The sequence below is a fragment of the Streptomyces sp. NPDC048018 genome (genome assembly GCF_043202995.1).
Classification (GTDB): Bacteria; Actinomycetota; Actinomycetes; order Streptomycetales; family Streptomycetaceae; genus Streptomyces.
Genome location: NZ_JBIDBK010000008.1, coordinates 105,978 through 127,283, shown reverse-complemented (window position 1 = coordinate 127,283; position 21,306 = coordinate 105,978). Strand labels below are relative to the sequence as shown.

General features: G+C 73.9%; 22 protein-coding genes and 8 tRNA genes. 13 read left to right on the top strand and 17 right to left on the bottom strand.

Translation table 11 applies throughout. The features are described from left to right. Positions 1–8: 8 nt before the first annotated feature. Positions 9–572: an HIT family protein gene (locus ACGF1Z_RS28130; RefSeq protein WP_393008714.1), complete on the bottom strand. Its 564-nt coding sequence runs from the start codon at positions 570–572 to the stop codon at positions 9–11. A 65-nt stretch (positions 573–637) separates the two neighbouring features. On the opposite strand from ACGF1Z_RS28130, the gene ACGF1Z_RS28125 reads away from it, so the two are divergent. Beyond that, positions 638–1,297 carry a potassium channel family protein gene (locus tag ACGF1Z_RS28125; RefSeq protein ID WP_393008712.1) on the top strand — a complete coding sequence of 220 codons (660 nt, stop codon included), beginning with the start codon at positions 638–640 and terminating at the stop codon, positions 1,295–1,297. 72 nt (positions 1,298–1,369) lie between these two features. On the opposite strand, the gene thrS is transcribed toward ACGF1Z_RS28125, so the two are convergent. From thrS to ACGF1Z_RS28110, 3 genes are all read right to left on the bottom strand, one after another. Next, complete coding sequence (thrS, locus tag ACGF1Z_RS28120; protein ID WP_393008710.1) at positions 1,370–3,346, bottom strand: threonine--tRNA ligase; 1,977 nt, start codon at positions 3,344–3,346, stop codon at positions 1,370–1,372. 114 nt (positions 3,347–3,460) lie between these two features. Continuing rightward, entirely contained in the window at positions 3,461–4,798 is a 1,338-nt protein-coding gene (locus tag ACGF1Z_RS28115; protein WP_393008708.1) for a hypothetical protein, read from the bottom strand. Continuing rightward, on the bottom strand, positions 4,798–5,373 hold the full coding sequence (locus ACGF1Z_RS28110) for a DUF4365 domain-containing protein (protein WP_393008706.1): 576 nt from the start codon (positions 5,371–5,373) through the stop codon (positions 4,798–4,800). Before ACGF1Z_RS28110 ends, ACGF1Z_RS28115 begins: the two co-directional genes overlap by 1 nt. 120 nt (positions 5,374–5,493) lie before the next feature. Between ACGF1Z_RS28110 and ACGF1Z_RS28105 the strand changes: the two genes are divergently transcribed. Next, entirely contained in the window at positions 5,494–6,222 is a 729-nt protein-coding gene (locus ACGF1Z_RS28105; RefSeq protein ID WP_393008704.1) for a 3'-5' exonuclease, read from the top strand. A gap of 57 nt (positions 6,223–6,279) precedes the next feature. On the opposite strand, the gene ACGF1Z_RS28100 is transcribed toward ACGF1Z_RS28105, so the two are convergent. Both ACGF1Z_RS28100 and ACGF1Z_RS28095 read right to left on the bottom strand, forming a co-directional pair. Continuing rightward, positions 6,280–6,351, bottom strand: a tRNA-Val gene (locus tag ACGF1Z_RS28100). 40 nt (positions 6,352–6,391) lie between these two features. After that, entirely contained in the window at positions 6,392–6,853 is a 462-nt protein-coding gene (locus ACGF1Z_RS28095) for an SRPBCC family protein (protein WP_393008702.1), read from the bottom strand. A gap of 82 nt (positions 6,854–6,935) precedes the next feature. On the opposite strand from ACGF1Z_RS28095, the gene ACGF1Z_RS28090 reads away from it, so the two are divergent. Beyond that, positions 6,936–9,506 carry an SCO7613 C-terminal domain-containing membrane protein gene (locus tag ACGF1Z_RS28090; protein WP_393008700.1) on the top strand — a complete coding sequence of 857 codons (2,571 nt, stop codon included), beginning with the start codon at positions 6,936–6,938 and terminating at the stop codon, positions 9,504–9,506. A gap of 57 nt (positions 9,507–9,563) precedes the next feature. Here the strand turns inward: ACGF1Z_RS28090 and ACGF1Z_RS28085 are convergent. Next, a tRNA-Val gene (locus tag ACGF1Z_RS28085) sits at positions 9,564–9,638 on the bottom strand. Positions 9,639–9,692: 54 nt separating this feature from the next. After that, entirely contained in the window at positions 9,693–10,139 is a 447-nt protein-coding gene (locus tag ACGF1Z_RS28080) for a TIGR02611 family protein (RefSeq protein ID WP_393008697.1), read from the bottom strand. Positions 10,140–10,328: 189 nt separating this feature from the next. On the opposite strand from ACGF1Z_RS28080, the gene ACGF1Z_RS28075 reads away from it, so the two are divergent. Both ACGF1Z_RS28075 and ACGF1Z_RS28070 read left to right on the top strand, forming a co-directional pair. Next, positions 10,329–10,742 (top strand): SsgA family sporulation/cell division regulator, encoded by a 414-nt coding sequence (locus ACGF1Z_RS28075; protein WP_015032345.1) that lies wholly within the window; start codon positions 10,329–10,331, stop codon positions 10,740–10,742. Between the two features lie 191 nt (positions 10,743–10,933). Further along, the gene (locus tag ACGF1Z_RS28070; protein ID WP_393008695.1) at positions 10,934–11,491 is read left to right on the top strand and encodes a CGNR zinc finger domain-containing protein; all 558 of its coding nucleotides are present in this window, start codon (positions 10,934–10,936) and stop codon (positions 11,489–11,491) included. Between the two features lie 18 nt (positions 11,492–11,509). Here ACGF1Z_RS28070 and ACGF1Z_RS28065 read toward each other — a convergent pair whose 3' ends face one another. Together ACGF1Z_RS28065 and ACGF1Z_RS28060 are read right to left on the bottom strand one after the other, a co-directional pair. Further along, complete coding sequence (locus tag ACGF1Z_RS28065) at positions 11,510–11,674, bottom strand: hypothetical protein (protein WP_393008693.1); 165 nt, start codon at positions 11,672–11,674, stop codon at positions 11,510–11,512. 133 nt (positions 11,675–11,807) lie between these two features. After that, complete coding sequence (locus ACGF1Z_RS28060) at positions 11,808–12,242, bottom strand: hypothetical protein (protein ID WP_393008691.1); 435 nt, start codon at positions 12,240–12,242, stop codon at positions 11,808–11,810. A gap of 162 nt (positions 12,243–12,404) precedes the next feature. Between ACGF1Z_RS28060 and ACGF1Z_RS28055 the strand changes: the two genes are divergently transcribed. Next, complete coding sequence (locus ACGF1Z_RS28055) at positions 12,405–12,917, top strand: DsbA family protein (RefSeq protein ID WP_393008689.1); 513 nt, start codon at positions 12,405–12,407, stop codon at positions 12,915–12,917. Positions 12,918–12,934: 17 nt separating this feature from the next. Here ACGF1Z_RS28055 and ACGF1Z_RS28050 read toward each other — a convergent pair whose 3' ends face one another. The 3 genes from ACGF1Z_RS28050 to ACGF1Z_RS28040 are packed head-to-tail and all read right to left on the bottom strand — an operon-like array spanning position 12,935 to position 15,696. Continuing rightward, a complete protein-coding gene (locus tag ACGF1Z_RS28050) occupies positions 12,935–13,774 on the bottom strand; it encodes a GNAT family N-acetyltransferase (RefSeq protein ID WP_393008687.1) in 840 nt (279 codons plus the stop codon). A 33-nt stretch (positions 13,775–13,807) separates the two neighbouring features. After that, the gene (locus ACGF1Z_RS28045; protein WP_393008685.1) at positions 13,808–14,647 is read right to left on the bottom strand and encodes an aminotransferase class IV; all 840 of its coding nucleotides are present in this window, start codon (positions 14,645–14,647) and stop codon (positions 13,808–13,810) included. After that, complete coding sequence (locus ACGF1Z_RS28040; protein WP_393008683.1) at positions 14,644–15,696, bottom strand: chorismate-binding protein; 1,053 nt, start codon at positions 15,694–15,696, stop codon at positions 14,644–14,646. Before ACGF1Z_RS28040 ends, ACGF1Z_RS28045 begins: the two co-directional genes overlap by 4 nt. A gap of 276 nt (positions 15,697–15,972) precedes the next feature. On the opposite strand from ACGF1Z_RS28040, the gene ACGF1Z_RS28035 reads away from it, so the two are divergent. The 6 genes from ACGF1Z_RS28035 (at position 15,973) to ACGF1Z_RS28010 (ending at position 16,540) form a co-directional block, all read left to right on the top strand. Continuing rightward, positions 15,973–16,045, top strand: a tRNA-Gly gene (locus tag ACGF1Z_RS28035). Between the two features lie 39 nt (positions 16,046–16,084). Beyond that, positions 16,085–16,158: transfer RNA gene (locus ACGF1Z_RS28030), tRNA-Cys, on the top strand. A 1-nt stretch (position 16,159) separates the two neighbouring features. Continuing rightward, positions 16,160–16,231, top strand: a tRNA-Val gene (locus ACGF1Z_RS28025). A 34-nt stretch (positions 16,232–16,265) separates the two neighbouring features. Continuing rightward, a tRNA-Val gene (locus ACGF1Z_RS28020) sits at positions 16,266–16,337 on the top strand. A gap of 28 nt (positions 16,338–16,365) precedes the next feature. Continuing rightward, a tRNA-Val gene (locus ACGF1Z_RS28015) sits at positions 16,366–16,437 on the top strand. Between the two features lie 28 nt (positions 16,438–16,465). Further along, a tRNA-Val gene (locus tag ACGF1Z_RS28010) sits at positions 16,466–16,540 on the top strand. A 148-nt stretch (positions 16,541–16,688) separates the two neighbouring features. On the opposite strand, the gene ACGF1Z_RS28005 is transcribed toward ACGF1Z_RS28010, so the two are convergent. From ACGF1Z_RS28005 to ACGF1Z_RS27995, 3 genes are all read right to left on the bottom strand, one after another. Further along, entirely contained in the window at positions 16,689–16,961 is a 273-nt protein-coding gene (locus ACGF1Z_RS28005; RefSeq protein ID WP_393008681.1) for a zf-TFIIB domain-containing protein, read from the bottom strand. A gap of 39 nt (positions 16,962–17,000) precedes the next feature. Next, a complete protein-coding gene (locus ACGF1Z_RS28000) occupies positions 17,001–17,936 on the bottom strand; it encodes a phosphotransferase family protein (protein WP_393008679.1) in 936 nt (311 codons plus the stop codon). Positions 17,937–18,563: 627 nt separating this feature from the next. Beyond that, on the bottom strand, positions 18,564–18,731 hold the full coding sequence (locus ACGF1Z_RS27995) for a hypothetical protein (protein ID WP_393008677.1): 168 nt from the start codon (positions 18,729–18,731) through the stop codon (positions 18,564–18,566). 436 nt (positions 18,732–19,167) lie between these two features. Between ACGF1Z_RS27995 and ACGF1Z_RS27990 the strand changes: the two genes are divergently transcribed. Continuing rightward, complete coding sequence (locus ACGF1Z_RS27990; RefSeq protein WP_393008675.1) at positions 19,168–20,376, top strand: serine/threonine-protein kinase; 1,209 nt, start codon at positions 19,168–19,170, stop codon at positions 20,374–20,376. Between the two features lie 98 nt (positions 20,377–20,474). Here ACGF1Z_RS27990 and ACGF1Z_RS27985 read toward each other — a convergent pair whose 3' ends face one another. Then, positions 20,475–21,293, bottom strand: coding sequence for a TrmH family RNA methyltransferase (locus tag ACGF1Z_RS27985; protein WP_393008673.1), 819 nt, complete (start codon positions 21,291–21,293; stop codon positions 20,475–20,477). Between the last annotated feature and the right edge of the window lie 13 nt (positions 21,294–21,306).

The window sequence follows — 21,306 nt, the reverse complement described above, 5'->3', positions numbered from 1 at the left end:
CGTACGGATCAGATGCCGGCCGGCCAGGCGTCGGCCAGCATCTTCCGGGTGTCGGCGAGCAGCTGCGGCAGCACCTTGGTGTGGCCGACCACCGGCATGAAGTTGGTGTCGCCGCCCCAGCGGGGAACGACGTGCTGGTGCAGGTGGGCGGCGATCCCGGCGCCCGCGACCGAGCCCTGGTTCATGCCGATGTTGAAGCCGTGCGCCCCGGAGGCCGCGCGCAGCGCGACCATCGCCCGCTTGGTGAAGTCGGCGAGCTCCGCGGTCTCGGGCTCGTCGAGGTCGGTGTAGTCGGCGACGTGGCGGTAGGGGACCACCATCAGGTGGCCGCCGTTGTACGGGTAGAGGTTGAGCACCGCGTACACGCTGGTGCCGCGCGCGATCACCAGTCCGTCCTCATCCGACTTCGACGGGATGGTGCAGAAGGGGCAGCCGTCCGCGGCACCCGGGCCGGTCGGCTTGTTCTCGCCCTGGATGTAGGCCATCCGGTGGGGCGTCCACAGGCGCTGGAACGCGTCCTGCGTACCCACTCCGATCTGCTGCTCCGGCTCAGTCGTCATGCTGTGCAGCATATTGCTTCGCCCGTTCGGAACGTGTCGCCGGGGCTGAAGATCCGTGCAGGGGCCATGCTGATCCGATGAAGGACAGGCCGCCGACCCCGCCGCAGCAGGAACGCTGGGACCGCCGGATGGAGATCCCCCTGACGGTGACGTCCCTCGTCTACCTCGGCAGCTACGCGATGCGGATCCTCGGCCGTGACCTGCCCTCCGGCTGGCGCGACTTCTGCCTCGCCCTCACCTTCGCCTCGTGGGCCGTCTTCGTCGTCGACTACGCCGTGCGCCTCCGGCTCAGCGGTCTCGGCCCGCTGCGCTTCGTGCGCCGGCACTTCCTGGACACGGTGGTGCTGATCCTGCCGCTGTTGCGCCCGCTGCGCGTGGTGACCGCGTACGACCGGGCCCAGCGTCGGCAGCAGGAGCCCCGGCTCAGCCTCTACGCCCGCGTCATGGTGTACGCGGGGCTCTCCGCGCTCCTGCTCGGCTTCGCCGGTTCGCTCACCGTCTACAACGTCGAGTACGGCGCCCCCGGGGCGTCCATCGTCACCTTCGGCGACGCGGTGTGGTGGGCCTGCGCGACGCTGGCGACCGTGGGCTACGGGGACGTGGTGCCCGTCACGCCGGCCGGACGGACGGTCGCGGTGGGCATCATGGCCTGCGGCCTGGCCCTGCTCGGGGCGGTGACGGGCTCGTTCTCGTCCTGGCTGATCCAGGTCTTCCGCCGGGAGGGCGAGGAGGGCTGACGGGTCCCGGCGCACGAGAAGGCCCCCGGGGGCGGTGCTCCCCGGGGGCCTCTTCACGGTGGCGCGCGGACGTCAGACCTGGACGCGGTCCTCGACGATCTTGGCGATCTTGGCGATGGCCTCGTCGACCGGGACGCCGTTCTCCTGCGAACCGTCGCGGTAGCGGAAGGAGACGGCACCGTTGGCCATGTCCTCATCACCCGCGATGATCATGAACGGGACCTTCTGCTTCTGCGCGTTCCGGATCTTCTTCTGCATCCGGTCCGAGGAGGCGTCCACCTCCACCCGCAGGCCCTGCTTCTTCGCCTTGGTGGCGAACTCCTGCAGATAGTCGACGTGGGCGTCGCCGATCGGGATTCCGGTCGCCTGCACCGGAGCCAGCCAGGCCGGGAACGCCCCCGCGTAGTGCTCCAGGAGCACCGCGAAGAAGCGCTCGATCGAGCCGAAGAGCGCGCGGTGGATCATGACCGGGCGCTGCTTGGTGCCGTCCGGGGCGGTGTACTCGAGGTCGAAGCGCTCCGGCAGGTTGAAGTCCAGCTGCACGGTCGACATCTGCCAGGTACGGCCGATGGCGTCGCGGGCCTGCACGGAGATCTTCGGGCCGTAGAACGCGGCGCCGCCCGGGTCGGGGGTCAGCGGGAGGCCCTGCTTCTCGGCGACCTGCTGGAGGACCGCGGTGGCCTCCTCCCACACCTCGTCGGAGCCGACGTACTTCTCCGGGTCCTTGGTGGACAGCTCCAGGTAGAAGTCGGTCAGACCGTAGTCGCGGAGCAGGTTCAGGACGAAGGTGAGCGTCTTGTCGAGCTCGTCCGCCATCTGCTCGCGGGTGCAGTAGATGTGCGCGTCGTCCTGGGTGAAGCCGCGGGCCCGGGTGAGGCCGTGCACGACGCCCGACTTCTCGTACCGGTACACGGTGCCGAACTCGAACAGGCGCAGCGGCAGCTCACGGTAGGAGCGCCCGCGCGCGTCGAAGATCAGGTTGTGCATCGGGCAGTTCATGGGCTTGAGGTAGTAGTCCACGCCCTCGTCGAGCTGCATGGGCGGGTACATGCCCTCGGCGTACCAGTCGAGGTGACCCGACTTCTCGAAGAGCTTGCCCTTGGTGGCGTGCGGCGAGTAGACGAACTCGTAGCCCTCCTCCTCGTGCCGGCGGCGCGAGTAGTCCTCCATGACCCGGCGGATGATGCCGCCCTTGGGGTGGAAGACGGCGAGACCGGAGCCGATCTCGTCCGGGATGGAGAAGAGGTCGAGCTCGTTGCCGAGCTTGCGGTGGTCGCGCTTCTCGGCCTCGGCGAGGAAGTCGAGGTGGGCCTTCAGCTCCTCCTTCGACGGCCACGCGGTGCCGTAGATGCGCTGGAGCATCGGGTTCTTCTCGCTGCCGCGCCAGTAGGCGGCGGCGTTGCGCATGAGCTTGAAGGCCGGGATGTTCCGGGTGGTGGGCAGGTGGGGACCGCGGCAGAGGTCCTTCCAGCACAGGTCGCCGGTCTTGGCGTCGAGGTTGTCGTAGATGGTCAGCTCGCCGCCGCCCACCTCGACGTTCGCGCCGTCGTCGGTCGACGCGGCGCCCTTGATGCCGATGAGCTCCAGCTTGTACGGCTCGGCCGCGAGCTCCTCGCGGGCCTCCTCGTCGGTGACCACGCGGCGGGCGAACCGCTGCCCGCGCTTCTGGATCTCCTGCATCTTCTTCTCGATGGCCTTGAGATCCTCGGGCGTGAAGGGCTTCTCGACGTCGAAGTCGTAGTAGAAGCCGTCACGGACCGGCGGGCCGATGCCCAGCTTGGCCTCGGGGAAGAGTTCCTGCACGGCCTGGGCCATGACGTGGGCGGTGGAGTGGCGCAGGATGTTCAGACCGTCCTCGGAGGAGATCTCCACCCCCTCGACGACATCACCCTCGGCGATCTCGTACGCCAGGTCCTTCAGCTCTCCGCCGACGCGGGCGGCGATGACGGTGCGGTCGTCGGCGAACAGGGCGCCGGCCGTGGTGCCCGCGCTCACCGTCCTCTCCTCTGCTCCCGAGGCGGACTGGACGGTCACACGGACTTCAGACACGAGTGCTCCATACATAGGGGCGCAGGCAGGCACGAGGTGCCGGCGCCGGCGAGGCGCGGCAGAGACGAGGTGCCGCGCAGCCTTGATCCTACCGGGGTGCCCCGCGCCTCTCCGTCAGTCGTCGCCCGGCCCGCACGCCTCCTCGAAGAAATCCAGGTTCTCGTGGAGGGACTTCATCAGCCGGTCCCGCTCCGCCTCGTCCACCGGCACCGGTACGACCCCGGTCGCGTCGGTCAGCCGGCGGAAGCCGCCGCGGCTCTCCAGGCGCCCGACGACGCGGATCGGCAGACCGACCAGGTGGGCGTGGCCCGCGGTGCGGTAGCCCTCCTCGTCGAGGCGGACCCGGACGTGCCCCACCTCGGCGCCGGCCAGGACCCGCAGCCGCACGGTGCCCTCGCCGCGCGGACCGGAGCGCCGCATGCGGACGACGGCGCCGGTGATCCGGACCGGCACGGAGGGCTCGTCGGTCAGATAGCGGACGCCCGCCTCGCGCAGCGCGGGCAGGTCGCCGGGCGAGAACTCGACCGGTTCCGGGCGGGCGGCGCAGCCCTCGGGGGTGCCGGCGGCCGGCGACCACTCCAGGGCGACGCTCGCGCCCTCGGTGCCGCGGACCAGCGCGACGAGGGCCTCGGTCAGCTCGCGGCTCACGCCGGCCTCGACGGCGGTGTCGAAGGCGTCCATGCCGCCGGTCGCCCGCCGGTAGTCGACGGCCTCCCGTGCGGCGTAGAGCGCGTGGTACAGCCGGACGGAGACGGCCCGGCCGGGGTCGACGGGCAGGAAGGCGGTCAGCGCCCGCCCGCCGGGGGCGGCGCCGACGACGACGCTCTCCAGGGACGTCTGGGCCTTCCGCCGGTGCCGGGCCCCGTGGTAGCCGTTGCGGCCGCGGACGGCGAGGGCTCCGGCGAGCAGCAGGCCCCGGGCGGCGGACCTGAGCTGTTCCTGCACGGGCCACGGCACGGTGCCGGCCGGGCCGGGGGGCACGTCGCGCCACCAGCGGATCTCGTCGCTGGGGACGGTGAGGCCGGTGAGGATCTCCCGCGCGGAGGGCGCGGCGCTGCGGGCCAGGGCGGTGAGCGCCTCGCCGAGCAGGTCCCCGCAGTCCGGGAAGGCGCGGCTCTCGGGCACGAGCAGGCTGGTGCCGCGGCCGAGCGACTCGGGCCCCGGCGGGGTCCAGCGGCTGTAGCGGCCCGCGGCGCCGCCGCGGCGCCGCCAGCCGTGCCGGGCGAGGAGCGCGCCGAGGACCCGCGGGTCGACCCGGCCGGGGTCGGGGACCTCTCCCGCGTCGGCCCACGGGCCGGGGGGCGCGGCGGGGATCCCGGTCCAGTGGCCGGGCAGCTCGCCGGGCACGGGGTGGCTCCCGGGGCGGGAGGGCTGCGCGCCGTGGGCGGTGCGGGACAGCGGGTCGGGTCCGTACCCGGTCCCGTCCTCGGGCTCGTCGATCGGCCGGTGCATCAAGGTCTCCCTCCCACGCCGACCCGGGCCATGATGTCGCAGAGCGCCCGGTCGTCGAAGATCCGTGCCGTCGGGATGCGCACGGTGGTCCTGCGGCGTCCCGTGACCGGATGGCCGGCCAGGTTGATCCAGTAGCAGCAGTGCCGCAGGTCGAGGCGGTCGTGTCCGGCCCGCAGCCAGTCCCCCCGGTCCCGCGGCACGAGCATCACGACCAGGATCTTGTGGACCGCCACGGGGGTCCTGGCCAGCTTCACCAGGTGTTCGTTGTCGAGGGTGAACGAGAACGTGCCGGGGCCGGCCCCGGGCCGGCGCGGTGGTGTCTGGTAGGTGCACTTGAGCTGTACCTTGACGGTCACTTCGTCGTCGACGGTGTGGCCGGGAGCGCTGTGGCTGACGTGCCAGTCGATGCCGTTGTCCGGGAACGGCTGCGACAGCGAGCAGCCCGCCGCCGCGGCGACCGCGTGGAGATATCCCACCTGGAGCGTCTCCATGCAGGCGGTGGTGGCGAGTGAGCCGCGCAGCGGGTCTGCCCGCTGGGTCGGCAGCCCTCCCGATTCAGGCTGGGCGAGCGCCATGTCAATGTCCTTCCCCGTCACCTGTGTTGTGACCGGTCCGCGTACGGCGCAAACAGCCCGGGTATCAACGATTCGGGCAGGGGGTTGGCCATCTGCCGCGCACGTGCGAGGAGTTCGGGGATGACGACGCACTGGTTCGAAGGGCCCCTGGCCGCTTTCGACACGGAGACCACAGGAGTCGACGTCGAGGAGGACCGCATCGTGTCCGCCGCCCTCGTCGTCCAGGACGCGGCGGGCATGCGGCCACGGGTGACCCGATGGCTGGTGAATCCGGGGGTCCCGGTGCCCGCCGGGGCCACCGCCGTCCACGGCCTGACGGACGATCATCTCCAGCGCAACGGGCGCTGGCCGTCGCCGGTGATGGAGGAGCTGGCCCGGGCGATAGCCGAACAGAGCTCGATGGGGCGCCCGTTGGTGGTGATGAACGCGCCCTTCGACCTCACGATCCTCGACCGTGAACTGCGCCGCCACCGTGCCTCGTCGCTGGGCCGCTACACGGAGCACGTGCCGCTGTGCGTGCTCGATCCGCGGGTCCTGGACAAGCACCTGGACCGCTACCGCAAGGGGCGGCGGACGCTCACGGACCTGTGCGATCAGTACGGGGTGGTCCTCGACGGCGCCCACGACGCCGCGGCGGACGCCCAGGCGGCGATGGAGGTCGTGCGGGCGGTGGGGCGGCGGTTCGCCTCCCGGCTGGAGCGGCTGAGCCCGTCCGAGCTGCACACGCTGCAGGCGGTGTGGCACGCGGCGCAGGCGCGGGGCCTGCAGGCGTGGTTCGCGCGGCAGGGCACCCCGGAGACGGTGGACCCGGCGTGGCCGCTGCGGCCGGAGCTGCGGACGGCCGCCTGATCCTCCGTCGGAAACGACCGAGGCCGGTCCGTCTTCCGACGGACCGGCCTCTCCCGGTGGGCGATACTGGGATCGAACCAGTGACCCCTTCGGTGTGAACGAAGTGCTCTCCCGCTGAGCTAATCGCCCGGGCAACGCGTTGAACCATACAGGCCCGACGGGGCTTCGTTCAAACCGGCGGCGGCGAGGCGCGCAGGTGGGCCGCGAGGCCGCGGCGGCCGCCCCGCATCATCAGGGCGTGGTTGGCGCGGAACAGCGGCCGGGCGGGGACGGCGAGGGCGCGCATCAGCGGACGGCGGACCTCGACCTCCTGCTCGTAGAGGGCGCGGGTGGCGCCGCCGGGCAGGGTGGTGAGGGTCCAGCGGGCCCAGCCGTCGAGGTCGCCGCGCATCGCGACCTCCAGGACGCCGGCGGCCGGGTCCTGGCGCCGGGCCTCGGCGGTGACGACGAGGTCGTACGGGAGGAGCGAGCGGAAGCGGGCGGTGCCGGTGCGCTCGTCGCGGGAGACGACCTCGCGGACCTGCGGCCACCAGCGGGGGTACTCCTCGGCCCGCTCCAGGACGGCGTAGACGGCGGCGGGCGGGGCGTCGAGGCACCAGACGCTGCGGAAGCGGTAACGGCACCAGTCCATGGCCCCAGTGTGGGCTACTCAGGCACGGATCTGAGTACGCGCGCGCATCCCCTTTCCCCGTGCCCGGCGCCACACTCCGCCTATGGACTCCTCCCTGCCTCCCGCGGAAGAGCTGGTGCTCGTCGACCGCGAACTGGCCCGACTCGACGCCCACCGGGCCCAGTTGCTGGCCCGCCGGGACTGGCTGCTGCGGGTGCTGCACCCCGTGGTGGCGGCACCGGCACCGTGGTCCGGGCCCACACCCCCGGGGGCGGCCGCGCCGCAGCGGCCCGAGGCGAGCCCCCGCAGCACGCAGAACGTCCTGCTGACCCTGGGCGGCGTGCTGCTCACCGTGGCCGCGCTCGTCTTCACCCTGGTGAGCTGGGGCTCCATGGGCATCGGCGGGCGGGCGTCCGTGCTGGCGGTGGTGACCTCGGCGGCGCTCCTCGCCCCGGTGGCCCTGCTGCGCCGCGGGCTGGTGTCGACGGCGGAGTCGGTGGGCGCGCTCGGCCTGGTCCTGACCCTGCTCGACGCCTACGCGCTGCACCGGGTGGCGCTGCCGGACGCGGACGGACTGACGTACGCGGCGGTGGCCTCGGGGGTGCTCGCGGCGGCGTGGGGGGCCTACGGCTCCGCCCTGACCCGGCTGCGGGTGCCCGGGCCCGCGGCGGTGGTGGCGGCCCAACTGCCCCTTCCGCTCGGGGTGCTCGCCGCGGGTGGCGGCGTGCTGTCCTTCGCGTGGGCGGCCCTCGCCACCGGCGTCCTCGACCTCGTGGTCGTCCTCGCGCTCCTGCCGCGCCGGACGCCTCTCCCCGTGCGCGTGACGGCAGGCGTCGGCGCCGCCGCGCTGGGCGGCTGGGCACTCCTGACCGGCCTGTTCCTGTCCTTCCCCGCCCCGGGACGGGCCGCCCCGCTGCTCGTGGCCGTCGCCGCGGTCCTGCTGTGCCTCGCCGTCCGCCACGCCCCGACCGCTCTCGCCTCCGCGACGGTGGCGGGGCTCGCCGCGATCGCCGCGGCGGGGGGTCTGCTGCGCGCGGCCGTCCCCGGCGTCTGGGCGGTGCCGGGGTACGCGCTCTGCGGCGTGGCCCTGGCCGCGGCCGCGTGGACGGTTCACCGGGTGCGGGGCGGAGGCGTCCGGAGCGAGGGCTCGAGCTCGCCTCGCCCGTGGAGGCGTCCGGCGCCTCCGGTGTCCTCCTCCCCCGCTGCCGCCGCGGATCCGGCCCGGCCGGCGCCGGGAGCGGCCGCGGTGCGGGACGGTCTCGTCGCGGCGGGCGGCGGCGTCCTCGGCCTCGCCTCCGCCTGGGCCGTGCCGCCGGTGGCGGCGGGGCTGCTGGGCCCCGTGGTGCGCACCACGGGGATCTGGTCGGGGGCGCACGCCGAGCGGGGGCTCGACGGCTACCCCGCGACCGCGCCGCTGGTGCTGCTGCTCGCGGCCGTGGCCCTCGCGGTGGTGCCGCGTCTGTGGGCCCGCTGCGGGGCGCTCGTCCTGGCCTGGGCGCTGCTCACCGCGCTGCCGGTCTCCCTGGACCTGTCGTACGGGGTGACGGTGGCGCTCCAGCTGGTGGCCGCGGTGGCGGCGACCGCGGTCGCGGTGCGGCCGGCCGCGCTGCTGCGGGGGCTCACGGCGGCGCCGGCCGCCGAGCCGCCCGTCCCGGGTCCGTCCGCCCCGGGCACCGGCAGCGGGCCGCGTACGGCGGGCGTGCGGCCCGCGGAGGTCCTGGGGTGGCTCGCGTTCGCGTGCGGCCTCGGGCCCGCTGCCGGGGCCGTGTGTCTGGCGCTGGACACCCGGGGGGCGACCTTCGGGGTGCTGGGTGTGCTGGCGGCGCTGTTCGGCGGGGTCGCCGCGCTCGGTCGGGGCGCCCGCCGGCTGGTCGGGGCCTGCGGGGGCGTGCTCGCCGTCGGCGGGCTCGTCGCCGCAGGCGCGGCGGCGGCGCACCTGGCGCCGGCGGCGGCCGGGCTCGTCCTGCTGGCCGTGCCGGCCGGGACCGCGGCGGTCGGGGCGCGCCTGCGCCGGCACCCGGTGGCCGTGGCCGTGGAGGCCACCGGAGCCGCGGTGGGGCTGTGCGCGCTGGGGCTCACCGCGGAGCGGCCCGCGCTGCTCGCGCTCGCGCTGGCGCTCGGCGGGGTGGTCGCGGCGGCGACGGCGGTGCGGCCGGAGCGGCGCCGGGTCGCCTCGTGGGCCGCGGCGGGGCTGTTCCTGCTCGCCACGTGGGTGCGGCTCGCGGTGTGGGAGGTGACGACTCCGGAGGCGTACACGCTGCCGGTGACCGTCCCTGCCCTGGTGGTGGGCGTGCTGCGGCGGCGCCGCGACCCGGAGGCCTCGTCCTGGACGGCGTACGGGCCGGGTCTGGCGGCCACGCTGGTGCCGAGCCTCTTCGCGGCCTGGACCGATCCGCACTGGGCGCGTCCGCTGCTCCTGGGGCTCGCGGCGCTCGTGGTGACGCTGCTGGGCGCCCGGTTCCGGCTGCAGGCCCTGCTGCTGCTCGGCGGGGCGGTGCTGGCCCTGGACGGGCTGCACGAGCTGGCGCCGTACGTCGTGCAGGTCGTGGGCGCGCTGCCGCGCTGGCTGCCGCCGGCGCTCGCCGGGCTGCTGCTGCTCGCGGTGGGGGCGACGTACGAGCAGCGGCTGCGCGACGCCCGCCGGCTGCGGGAGCGGCTCGGCCGGATGCGGTGAGACCGGGGAACGCCGAAGGCCCGGAGACGGAATCCGTCTCCGGGCCTTCGGTCCGGGTGGTGGGCGATACTGGGTTCGAACCAGTGACCTCTTCGGTGTGAACGAAGCGCTCTCCCACTGAGCTAATCGCCCGGGCGCACCGCAAACATTACCCCATGTCAGCGGGGCTCCCGCACCATCTTCGGGTCACTGGTCGATCTTCCACGGCATCACGAGGCCGAACTTCCAGAGGTAGACGCCGAGCAGCACGGCGATGATCACCAGACCGACCGTGGTCAGGATGATGTTCCGCCGCCGGACCCGGGGATCGAGGGCGCGCTGGGCGGCCTCGGTGACCTTCCGCTTGGTCCAGCGCAGCACCAGCTGCGCCCAGACGAACTCGGTGGCCCAGATCGCCATGCCGCCGAAGATCACCAGCCAGCCGGGGCCGGGCAGCGGCAGCATCACGATGCCGGCGCCGACCACCGCGAGCCCGACGACGAAGACGCCGACCTGCCAGCTCAGGTGCAGGGTCCGGCGGGCCTTGATGAACTCGGGCGCCCGCGATCCCAGCGGCGCCTCCTCGGCCTTCTCCGGGCCGCTCCCCCCGCTCGCCGCGGACTCCCCGGTGCGCTCGTCACTCTCCGCATTCATGGCCCCAACTTACCGGACGGGCACGGCTTGCCGGAAAGACGGCATTACCCAAAGTTACACGCACCCAAACGAGCTACCTGAACGATCACAAAACAGACAGAGGGGTTTACAACGGCACCGTAGGTGGCATGTCGATTTCGCCGACGTGCGAATCCCCGAGCGCACACTGAGCGAAAGGCCCTGGCGCTTATGAACACCACGGTCAGCTGCGAGCTGCACCTGCGCCTCGTTGTGTCGAGCGAGTCATCACTGCCTGTACCCGCGGGCCTGCGGTATGACACGGCCGATCCGTATGCCGTGCACGCCACCTTCCACACCGGAGCCGAGGAGACGGTCGAGTGGGTCTTCGCCCGCGACCTTCTCGCCGAGGGGCTGCACCGGCCCACCGGCACGGGCGACGTCCGAGTCTGGCCGTCCCGCAGCCACGGCCAAGGCGTCGTCTGCATCGCACTGAGTTCCCCTGAGGGCGAAGCCCTGCTCGAGGCCCCGGCGAGGGCCCTGGAGTCGTTCCTGAAGCGGACCGACGCCGCCGTGCCACCGGGCACCGAGCACCGGCACTTCGATCTCGACACGGAGCTCTCCCACATCCTGGCCGACAGCTGAGCCAGGCCGAGAACCGCACGGCGCCGTCCGACTCGGGGAGACGGCGCCGCGCGGACAGCCGCATACGCCTTCCTTCGGCGCCCTCCACCGCGCAGCCGGCGCGGTGCGGGGCGCCGATGCGCGTTTCCGGGTCGCGCTAAAGTCAGCGCCATTCCGCGGGCACCCGCCCGCAGCCTGGCAGGGAGCGAATCGTGCTGATCCCCCACGACACCCGGATCGCCCTCGACACCGTCGTCGATCTGGTGAACACCACCGCGCAGGGCGACCGCGAAGACGAGCTCGGGGACATCCGGGCACTGCAGTCCTTCGTGCACGCCCACAAGATCAGCGACGTCGGCGAGCTCGGCGCCGAGGACCTCCGCGCCGTCCGGGACGTGCGCGAGCGCTTCACGGCCGTGTTCTCCGCGCCCGACCCCCGCATCGCCGCCGCGCTGATCAACCAGCTGGTCACCGCCGCGGGCACCACCCCGCAGCTCACCGACCACGACGGCTACCCCTGGCACGTGCACTACTTCGCGCCGGGCGCCTCCGTCGCCGACCACCTGGCCGCCGACTGCGGCATGGCGCTCGCCTTCATCGTCGTCGCCGGTGAGCAGGAGCGGCTGCGCCGCTGCGAGGCCCCGGACTGCGGCCGCGCCTTCGTCGACCTCTCCCGCAACCGCTCGCGCCGCTACTGCGACAGCCGCACCTGCGGCAACCGTCTGCACGTCGCCGCCTACCGCGCGCGACGCAAGGAGGCCGCGGGCTGAGCCCGTCCGGGGGCCGCCTCACAACAGGAACAGATCGTGGAGGGCGGCCATCAGCAGCAGGCCGCCGATCACCGCGAGAAAGATCATCAGCGGCGGCTGGGAGAGCGCGAACAAACAACCGCGCGGTTCCTCCGAGGGGGCCGCGGTGGGGGTGGGGACGGGGTCCTGCGAGGTATCCAGCATCTCGGGGGGATGATGGGGCACACCGCGCCCCGAGGGTCCCGCAACACACCCCACGACACGCCCTGTTCACTCCATCCCGTGGACGGCGGGAGCGAGGGGCGTCAGAACCGGTCGGACGTGAGCCCGATCCCGGTCAGATTCCGTGCTTCTTCAGAATCGCCTCGATGTCGCTGAAGTCCTCGTCGGCCGCCCGGCCGGCCTTGGCCCGCGGCCCGGGGGTCGCGCCGCCCGGGGCGGAGCCGAGTGACGGCGCCGAGGCCGCCGGCGCCGCGGCCGGCCGGTCCTCTCCCCCGGTGGTCCCGCGCCTGCCCGCCCTGCGCCGCTCGATCGTCCGGGTCGAGGAGAAGAGCAGCCAGGCCACGCCCAGCAGCCCGAAGCCGATCCAGGCGGTGAGGCTGAAGGCGGAGCTCGCCAGCCAGTCGATCACGCCCGTCATCACCAGACCGAGCGGCACGAGCGCGTAGGCGGCGATCCGGGTCGCGGTCAGATAGCGCTTCCGGTAGGCCGTGATCGCGGCGATGCCCAGGCCCGCCACGGCCACCGCGGAGCAAACGGTCTCGGCGAGCATGGCGATCCTCCTGGTGCCGGGTGATGCGTCCCTTCCATCCTGCACCGGCACGACCCGCCACGGCCATGCCCCGGCCCACGGATCAGGGAGATCTCGGGGTCGTCCCCCAGGGACCGCGGAGGTCGGACCCGCGCGCGGCGGACGCGATGGGAGACTCTTCCCATGAGTGAGTCCACCGCCCCCGCCTCCCCCGCCGTCCTGGAGGCCTGGTTCGACATGCAGTGCCCCGACTGCTTCACGGCCCTCGACGACGTCCGCGCCCTGCGCGAGAAGTACGGCGAGCGCCTCGACGTCCAGCTGCGCCACTTCCCCCTGGCCAAGCACAAGCACGCCTACGCGGCGGCGCAGGCCGCCGAGGAGGCCTTCGCCCAGGGCAAGGGCTGGCCGTTCACGGAGGCGCTGCTCGCGAGGACCGCGGAGCTCGGCGAACGCGGCGAGCCGGTGCTTCTCGAGGTGGCGGGTGACCTGGGCCTGGACAGCGAGGAGTTCGACACGGCGCTGATCGACGGGCGACACCTGCTGACGGTCGACGCCGACGAGGCCGAGGGCAAGGCGATCAAGGTCACCGGCACCCCGACCTACGTCATCGCCGGCGAGCGGCTCGACGGCGGCCGGAGCCAGGACGGCCTGCGCGCGCGCATCGAGGAGATCGCCGACCGCCTGCTGCAGGGCTGACGACCCGGCGCCGGCCCCTACAGCAGCTTCTTGAAGCTGTTCACGTAGGTGGTGCGGTAGCCCAGCGACTCGTACAGCCGGATCGCCGGGGTGTTGCCCGTGAAGACGTGCAGTCCGAGCAGGCGCTCCCCGGCCGCCAGCGCCACGCGCTCGGCCACCAGCATGAGCGCCCGGCCGTGGCCGCGGCCCCGGTGCTCCTCGGCCACCTCGATGTCGTAGACGTAGCCCGCGCTCCGGCCCGGCTCCAGCTCGCGGACCCCGGTCCAGACGTGTCCGACGACCTCGCCGTCGCTCACGACCAGGTGGACCGCCGTGCCCGGAGTGGCGAGTCCACGGGGCAGCAGGTCCCGACGGCTGGCCTCCGCCTTGGCGAGGGCCCGGTCCTCCGGGACGCCGCGCGCGATCCAGCTCTCCGCGAAGTCCCGCATCGTGCGGGCCTCCCACCCGGCGAACTCCGCCTCGGTCATGGCGCGGATCCCCAGACCCTCCGGCAGCTCCGGCGGCACGGCCGGCAGCTCCTTGAGCATGTTCCGGCTGCGCTCGGTGTAGCCCAGCGCGCGGACCATGCGCAGCGCCGGCTCGGCGTCCGCGGGCACCGAGACCGCCACCTCGCAGCAGCCCCAGCCGCGCAGCACCTCCTCCGAGGCGAGCGCCGCCACGGTGCCCCTGCCGCGCCCGCGGTCCGGTTCGTCGACCCGGAGCCGTTCGATCAGGCCGGCGGCGGGACCGAAGGCCGGGTCGGTGGCGACGTGGACGGAACCGACCCGGCGGCTGTTCACGCAGATGTCGTAGGTGCGGGAACGGCCGCCGTCGGCGGACTGCTGAAGCGGCTCGGACGGCCGCAGGGTGGTGGTCATCACCGGTGTTCTACCCGCGCCGCCCGGCATCCGTCATCCGATGTGACCGAGCCGCGGGTCCCGGTCCCGGGCGGCGCGCTCGTCGAAGATCCGCATGGCCTTGGCCGTGACCGGCCCCGGCGTCCCGGCGAACTCCCGGTCGTCCACCCGGTGCACGGCCTGGACGTCCCGCAGGGTCGAGGTCAGGAAGATCTCGTCGGCGCTCTCCAGGACCTCCAGCGGGAGGTCGGTCTCCTCGGCTCCGGTCCACTCCACGGTGAGGGCGCGGGTGATGCCCGCGAGGCAGCCGGAGGAGACGGGCGGGGTGTGGACGCGCCCGTCGAGCACCACGAAGACGTTGGAGCCGGTGCCCTCGCAGAGCTGCCCGACGGTGTTGCCGAACAGCGCCTCGGACGCGCCCCGTTCGCGCGCCCTCGCGAGGGCGACGACGTTCTCGGCGTACGAGGTGGTCTTCAGGCCCGTCAGCGCGCCGCGCTCGTTGCGCGTCCAGGGGACCGTGACCACGGCGGTGGAGTCGGGGCGTCGGCCGGTCTCGCCGAGGGCCACGACCAGGCTGGGGCCCGCGTCGCCGCGCTCGGAGCCGAGCGGTGAGAGGCCGCCGGTGTACGTGATGCGGAGCCGGCCGAGCTCCATCGGGTTGGCGTCCAGCACCGCGGCGCAGGCCCGGCGGACCTCGTCGAGATCCGGGTCGGGCAGCCCGAGGCCCCGGGCGGAGCGGGTGAGGCGCTCCAGGTGGAGGGTGAGAGCGAACGTTTCTCCACGCTCGGCCTTGACCGTCTCGAAGATGCCGTCGCCGACGGTGAGACCGTGGTCCAGGACGGACACCTGCGCGGACCTGGCGTCGTACAGTCCGCCGTTGACCCAGAGTTTCATCGAGATATGGCCTTTCCGCTCGCCTCGTACGCGCCCGACGCTATCGCGACGAGCCGGGCGGCCTTGAGTTCGGTCTCGGCCCATTCGCGCTCGGGGTCGGACCCCCAGGTGATGCCGGCGCCGGTACCGAAGCGCAGCAGGCCCTCCGGACGGTCGATCCAGAAGGTGCGGATGCCGACGGCCAGCTCGGCGGTGCGCCGGTCGGCGTCGACCCAGCCGATGCCGCCGCAGTACGGACCGCGCGGGGCGGTCTCCAGGGCCTCGATGATCCGCAGGGCGCTCGACTTGGGCGCGCCGGTCACGGAGCCGGGCGGGAAGGTCGCGTCGAGCAGCTCGCGCCAGCCGGCCTCCTCGCGGAGTTCACCGCGGACGGTGGAGACCAGGTGGACCAGGCCCGGGTGGGGTTCGACGGCGCAGAGCTCGGGCACGGTGACCGATCCGGTGGCGCACACGCGCCCCAGGTCGTTCCGTACGAGGTCCACGATCATCACGTTCTCGGCGTGGTCCTTCTCCAGGAGGTCCCCGGCCGTCCTGCCGGTGCCCTTGATGGGGCCGGACTCGACGGTTCCGCCGGTGCGGCGCAGATAGAGCTCGGGCGAGGCGGTGGCGATCTCCACGCCGTGCGCGGGGAGCCGGATCGTGCCCGCGTAGGGGGCGGGGTTCCCCTGGGCGAGGAGAGCGGTGAGCGCGTCGACGTCGGCGCCGGCCGGATCGGGCAGCGGCGCGGACATCACCCGGCAGAGGTTCGCCTGGTAGACCTCGCCGCGCGCGATGTGCTCGCGCACCCGGCGCACGCCCGCGGTGTACGTGGCGCGGTCGAGCGAGGACGTCCAGTCACCGGCCGCGGGCCCACGCCAGTCCCCCGGCACGGGCGCGGGAACCGGATCGGGCCGTACGTCGCCGAAGCGGGCGCAGGTGAGACGGCCCTCGAAGTCCGCGCACACGGCCCAGAAGCCGGAGGAGTCCAGGGCCTCGGGGTCGTGGGTGACGTCCCGGAGGTCGGTGGCGAGGAGGCCGCCGAAGCGGGCCAGAGGAGCGAGGGAATGCACGCTTGTGAGTCTAGGTGGGCGAGCGGCGGCGGCGCCGGGTCGCACGGTGGCGCGGCAGACGGGCCGGCGGCCGGCGACGCGAGGGGTCCGCGGGTCGTTCGGGAGACGCCTTCGCGCCACCCCGGGAACACGTGGAGTGAACGCCGGACGAACGCTCCCGGAGCCCCCGGCTGCTCCGCAGGTCAGCACGCTGCGGAAACGCGTTTTTGTACTGGCCCGGGAATCCGCTAGAGTTCAACACGTCGCCGGGACGCGCAAGCGGACCGGAAACGACAAGCGGACGTGGCTCAGTTGGTAGAGCATCACCTTGCCAAGGTGAGGGTCGCGAGTTCGAATCTCGTCGTCCGCTCGATGTGGGGGATCATCCCGAACCCCCGTATTCACTCCTGGTGGAGTGGCCGAGAGGCGAGGCAACGGCCTGCAAAGCCGTCTACACGGGTTCAAATCCCGTCTCCACCTCCAAGGACGATTAGCTCAGCGGGAGAGCGCTTCCCTGACACGGAAGAGGTCACTGGTTCAATCCCAGTATCGTCCACTGGACCTTCGGGCCCTGGATCTTCGGATGCCCCGCGCGATTAGCTCAGCGGGAGAGCGCTTCCCTGACACGGAAGAGGTCACTGGTTCAATCCCAGTATCGCGCACGCAGTACCCGCACCTTCGGGTGTGCCCGCGCGATTAGCTCAGCGGGAGAGCGCTTCCCTGACACGGAAGAGGTCACTGGTTCAATCCCAGTATCGCGCACGCAGCACCTGCACCTTCGGGTGTGCCCGCGCGATTAGCTCAGCGGGAGAGCGCTTCCCTGACACGGAAGAGGTCACTGGTTCAATCCCAGTATCGCGCACCAGACACGAGAGCCCCCGGCCGCGAGCAGCGGTCGGGGGCTTCTTCGTGCGCCGGTGCGTGGCGAGCCGTGCTCGCCGGCCCCGGGTGCCCACCCGCGAGCGGGGGCAGGCCCCCGCAGGGGACTGCCCCCGGCGCCGGGAGGCTCCGCGTCAGGAGGAGAACAGCATCCGGCCGAAGCCGCGGTGATGGCTGCCGTGGTGCCCGTGGTGGCCGCCGTGGTGCTGCGCGCCCCAGGCCGGGGCCGCCGGCTGCGCCGGGTAGGCCGGCGGGGCGGGCGGCGCCTGCCACTGGGACTCCAGGCGGGTCAGAGCCTCCAGCTCCCCGTAGTCCAGGAAGATGCCGCGGCAGCCGCTGCACTGCTCTATCTGGACGCCGTTGCGGTTGTACGTGTGCATGGGCGCGTGGCACTTGGGACACTGCATGCGGTCTCAACTCCCTGCCGTTCGGATGGTCCTCTCACCCTACGTGGACGCGGGCGGAGCCAACTCGGTTCGGAGCGAGGCGATTCGGGCGCAGGTGTCGATCATCACCTGCTCGACCTCGTCCAGCGCGCGCGCCTCGGCGGTGGACTTGGCGAGCGCCAGCGCGGCGGTCTGCACGGTGAGGGCGCGGGCCGGAACGTCGAGCCGGGCCCAGGGGTCGCCCGCCGCGCCCGAGGTCGCGGTGCCGCCGGCCGTCTCGTAGGCGCCGAGGAAGCGCGCCCACACCTGCGGCGCCAGCAGCCCCGCCGCGAACCAGGCCGCGGGGCGGGCCAGGTCCCAGGCCGGGTCGCCGACGCCGAGGTCGTCGACGTCGATCAGACGCCATTGCGGGGCGCGGACCAGCTGACCGAGGTGGAAGTCACCGTGGCAGAGGGCCGGCTCGGCGGCGGGTGCGGGGTCCCGCGGGTCCGGGAGAGTGCGCCAGGCGCACAGCACCGTGGCCGTCCCCGGGTGGTCCGGGGCCGCGCGCCGCATCCGCTCCACGGCGAGCGCCGCCTTAAGGGGCGCCCGCATCGGCGGGAGGCCCGGAGGGGGCGGGGTCCGGTGCAGGGCGGCCAGCAGGCGGGCCGCCTCCTCCCAGGGCGCGGCGTCGGGGGCGTCCGGGTCGACCGGGACGCCGTACGGCCAGGCCGTGAGCGGGCGCCCGGCGAGCTCCGGGCGGGGCCGCGGCACAGGCGCGAGGAGGACCGCTCCCAGGCCGGGCGCCGCGGCGACCCCGACCCTCGACCGCAGCTCCCCCGGAGCGCCGTCGGGCGCGTGCGCCTTCAGGACGAGGTCCCCGTGACGCACCACGGTGCCGTCGTCCCGGTCGGCCAACAGCCCCACCGGGCAGCGGCAGGGCCCGGCCGGGTCACCGGCGGGGTGCGCGGCCTCCCGCGCGAGCGCGTACAGCTGTCCGAGTTCGGTCTCCTCCACGCGGGGAGCCTACGCGGAACCTCTCCGGCCCGGCGGCGGGGAGCGCACGCGGGCCGGCTCGGGGCACGCGCGGCACACCCGCGGCCCGGCGGTGGGGGGCGTGCGCGGGGCGGCTCGGCCTGACGGCGCGAAGCCCGAGCCGGCCCGCCCGGTCCGGCGGCGACCCCGGACCGGGCAGGCCGGCTCGGGGCCGGGAGGCCCGTACGGGAAGGCCGGAAGGGGCCGGCACGGGAGAGGCCGGCACGCGAGAGGGCCGGTACGGGAAGGCCGGAAGGGGCCGGCACGGGAGAGGCCGGCACGCGAGAGGGCCGGTACGGGAAGGCCGGAAGGGGGCCGGCACGGGAGAGGCCGGCACGGGAGAGGCCGGCACGCGAGAGGGCCGGTACGGGAAGGCCGGAAGGGGGCCGGCACGGGGGAGGCCGGTGCGGGAGGGAGAGGCCGGAAGGAGGTCGGTGCGGGAAGGCCGGCACGTGGAGGCCGTGTCGGCGTTGCTGTCGGAAAAGCGCGAGGGCCGGTCAGCTCCCCAGCTGACCGGCCGCACGCTGCCGTCCGCCGCACCCCCGTCCCCACGGGGTTGTTGGCCGGATGTCCCCGACCCGGGCCGCTCTCCCGGGTCCGAGGCGCCTGTCAGCGCCCCAGCATCACGCCCACGGACGACGCCTGTGTGACCACCGCGTCCCAGCCGCCGAAGGCGACCACGAGCAGGGCCGCGAGAGGGAGGACCATGGCGGTCGCCACCAGCGGGTGACGGCGGCTCGAAGGGCGGGGGGTCATCCGCGGTGCCGAATACGCCATGGTTCCTCTCCTGTCGTGTCTGACGCGGCGGGTGCGGTGACCTCGGGGGACGAGTGCTGCACCCGCCGCTCGACCACAACACTAGGGAGCGCGGCCCGCCCGGGCGTCATGCCCGCGTACCGACTTGCGGGCCTCCCGGAGGATGACGGACCTCCGCTCGGCGTACTCCCCTGGGTGGAGACACCTCCCCCGCTCTGGGGGACTTCCCGGAGGGGTGCGTGACGTCGCTCACGTTTGCCGGGGCGAGACGCCGTGTCCTGCCGGGAAAATCCCAACACCTTTGATATGAGGGAGTGTTGGCGACCGCCACGGCTGACCGGGCCTCAAGTGTCCCCCTCAGCACTGACAATCGACGCGGCCACGAGGGCGCGGCCTGTGAGCACGCCGGGGCGGCGGTACGTAAGCTGTGCCACGTCGAACGGACGAGGGGACGGACATGGCGATGATGCGGCTCCGGCGCGAGGACCCGCGGATCGTCGGGTCGTTCCGGCTCCACCGCAGGCTGGGGGCCGGCGGCATGGGGGTCGTGTACCTCGGCTCCGACCGGCGCGGGCAGCGCGTGGCGCTCAAGGTCATCCGGCCCGACCTGGCCGAGGACCAGGAGTTCCGCTCCCGGTTCGCCCGTGAGGTGTCCGCCGCCCGCCGCATCCGCGGCGGCTGCACCGCCCGCCTCGTCGCCGCCGACCTGGAGGCCGAGCGCCCCTGGTTCGCCACCCAGTACGTGCCCGGGCCCTCGCTGCACGACCGGGTCGCCGAGGAGGGTCCCCTGCGGGCGTCCGACGTGGCCTCGATCGGCGCCGCGCTCTCGGAGGGGCTGGTCGCCGTCCACGAGGCCGGGGTCGTCCACCGCGACCTGAAGCCGTCGAACATCCTGCTCTCCCCCAAGGGCCCCCGCATCATCGACTTCGGCATCGCCTGGGCGACCGGTGCCAGCACGCTCACCCACGTCGGCACGGCCGTCGGCTCGCCCGGCTTCCTCGCGCCCGAGCAGGTGCGGGGCGCGGCCGTGACCCCGGCCACGGACGTCTTCTCGCTGGGCGCGACGCTCGCGTACGCGGCGATGGGCGACTCGCCCTTCGGGCACGGCAGCTCCGAGGTCATGCTCTACCGGGTCGTCCACGAGGAGCCCCAGCTGCACGGCGTGCCGGACGCGCTGGCGCCGCTCGTCCGGGCCTGCCTGGCGAAGGACCCGGAGGAGCGCCCGAGCACTCTGCAGCTGTCCATGCGGCTCAAGGAGATCGCCGCGCGGGAGGCCCAGGGCCTGCCCGCCGCCACCCGACCGCCCGGACAGCGTGAGCGGGCCGAGGAGCGGCAAACCGTGCGGCCCACGGAGCGGTACACCGAGCGCACGACCGAACGGTCCGGTGAGCGGGGGGCCGAGCGGCCGGCCGGGGACCGCCCCACCGGCGGGACCGGGCGGTCCGCGGCCTCCCGGCCGTCGGCGTCCCGGCCCTCCGCACCGCGGACGGGCGGGGGCTCGCGGGCGTCGCAGTCCCGGCCCGGCACCCGGCCCGGGGCGCGCTCGACGTCGACCGGACGCGGGGTCGCCAACCCGCGGCTGCTGCGCCAGCGGCTGTTCGTGTTCGTGGTCGTGACGCTGGTCGTCGCCCTCGGGATCGCCGCCGCGCAGGCCCTCCAGGGCTAGCGGTCCCCGGGGCCCGGGCGCGACCGTCGGCCGGTTCTCCGGGGCGGGTCCGCTCCTCGGGGCGGGCGCCGCAGGACGGCGCCCGGGGGGCGGAAGGCTCAGTGCTGGGGGCGGCCGCTCGTCACGGCGTAGAAGGCCACCGCCGCCGCGGCGCCCACGTTGAGCGAGTCCACGCCGTGCGCCATCGGGATCCGGACCCACTCGTCCGCCGCGCGCAGCGCCTGCGTCGACAGGCCCTCGCCCTCCGCGCCGAGCATCAGGGCCACCCGGTCGAGCTTGTGCGGGGCCGCGTCGTCGATCGAGGCGGCCCGGTCGGCGGGGGTCAGCGCGAGCAGCTTGAAGCCGGCCTCCCGTACCGCCTCCAGCCCCCGGGGCCAGGTGTCCAGGCGGGCGTACGGGACCGAGAAGACGGCTCCCATGGAGACCTTCACCGACCGGCGGTACAGCGGGTCCGCGCAGTCCGGGGAGAGCAGCACCGCGTCCATGCCGAGCGCGGCGGCGCTGCGGAAGATCGCGCCGATGTTGGTGTGGTCGTTGACCGACTCCATGACGGCGACCCGGCGGGCCGTGGCCAGGAGGTCGGGCGCCGAAGGGAGCGGCTTGCGCTGCATCGAGGCGAGGGCACCGCGGTGCACGTGATAGCCGGTGACGCGCTCGGCGAGGTCCGGCTGCACCGCGTACACGGGCGCCGGAACCTCGTCGATGACGTCGCGCATGACGTCGACCCACTTGGCGGAGAGCAGCATCGAGCGCATCTCGTAGCCGGCCTGCCGGGCGCGGCGGATCACCTTCTCGCCCTCGGCGATGAACAGGCCCTCGGCGGGCTCGCGTCTGCGGCGCAGCTCGACATCGGTCAGTCCGGTGTAGTCGCGCAGACGCGGGTCGTCGGGGTCGTCGATCGTGATGAGTTCGGCCACGGGGTGATACTGC

Excerpts from the sequence above, each read along its gene's own strand:
- ACGF1Z_RS28050 (WP_393008687.1), bottom strand. The coding sequence starts at position 13,774 with ATGACCACCACCCTGCGGCCGTCCGAGCCGCTTCAGCAGTCCGCCGAC.
- ACGF1Z_RS28125 (WP_393008712.1), top strand. The coding sequence starts at position 638 with ATGAAGGACAGGCCGCCGACCCCGCCGCAGCAGGAACGCTGGGACCGC.
- ACGF1Z_RS28130 (WP_393008714.1), bottom strand. The coding sequence starts at position 572 with ATGCTGCACAGCATGACGACTGAGCCGGAGCAGCAGATCGGAGTGGGT.
- ACGF1Z_RS28005 (WP_393008681.1), bottom strand. The coding sequence starts at position 16,961 with ATGCAGTGTCCCAAGTGCCACGCGCCCATGCACACGTACAACCGCAAC.
- ACGF1Z_RS27995 (WP_393008677.1), bottom strand. The coding sequence starts at position 18,731 with ATGGCGTATTCGGCACCGCGGATGACCCCCCGCCCTTCGAGCCGCCGT.
- ACGF1Z_RS28065 (WP_393008693.1), bottom strand. The coding sequence starts at position 11,674 with ATGCTGGATACCTCGCAGGACCCCGTCCCCACCCCCACCGCGGCCCCC.
- ACGF1Z_RS28055 (WP_393008689.1), top strand. The coding sequence starts at position 12,405 with ATGAGTGAGTCCACCGCCCCCGCCTCCCCCGCCGTCCTGGAGGCCTGG.
- ACGF1Z_RS28045 (WP_393008685.1), bottom strand. The coding sequence starts at position 14,647 with ATGAAACTCTGGGTCAACGGCGGACTGTACGACGCCAGGTCCGCGCAG.
- ACGF1Z_RS28095 (WP_393008702.1), bottom strand. The coding sequence starts at position 6,853 with ATGGACTGGTGCCGTTACCGCTTCCGCAGCGTCTGGTGCCTCGACGCC.
- ACGF1Z_RS28075 (WP_015032345.1), top strand. The coding sequence starts at position 10,329 with ATGAACACCACGGTCAGCTGCGAGCTGCACCTGCGCCTCGTTGTGTCG.
- ACGF1Z_RS28060 (WP_393008691.1), bottom strand. The coding sequence starts at position 12,242 with ATGCTCGCCGAGACCGTTTGCTCCGCGGTGGCCGTGGCGGGCCTGGGC.
- ACGF1Z_RS28090 (WP_393008700.1), top strand. The coding sequence starts at position 6,936 with ATGGACTCCTCCCTGCCTCCCGCGGAAGAGCTGGTGCTCGTCGACCGC.
- ACGF1Z_RS28105 (WP_393008704.1), top strand. The coding sequence starts at position 5,494 with ATGACGACGCACTGGTTCGAAGGGCCCCTGGCCGCTTTCGACACGGAG.
- ACGF1Z_RS28110 (WP_393008706.1), bottom strand. The coding sequence starts at position 5,373 with ATGGCGCTCGCCCAGCCTGAATCGGGAGGGCTGCCGACCCAGCGGGCA.
- ACGF1Z_RS27990 (WP_393008675.1), top strand. The coding sequence starts at position 19,168 with ATGGCGATGATGCGGCTCCGGCGCGAGGACCCGCGGATCGTCGGGTCG.
- ACGF1Z_RS28080 (WP_393008697.1), bottom strand. The coding sequence starts at position 10,139 with ATGAATGCGGAGAGTGACGAGCGCACCGGGGAGTCCGCGGCGAGCGGG.
- ACGF1Z_RS28115 (WP_393008708.1), bottom strand. The coding sequence starts at position 4,798 with ATGCACCGGCCGATCGACGAGCCCGAGGACGGGACCGGGTACGGACCC.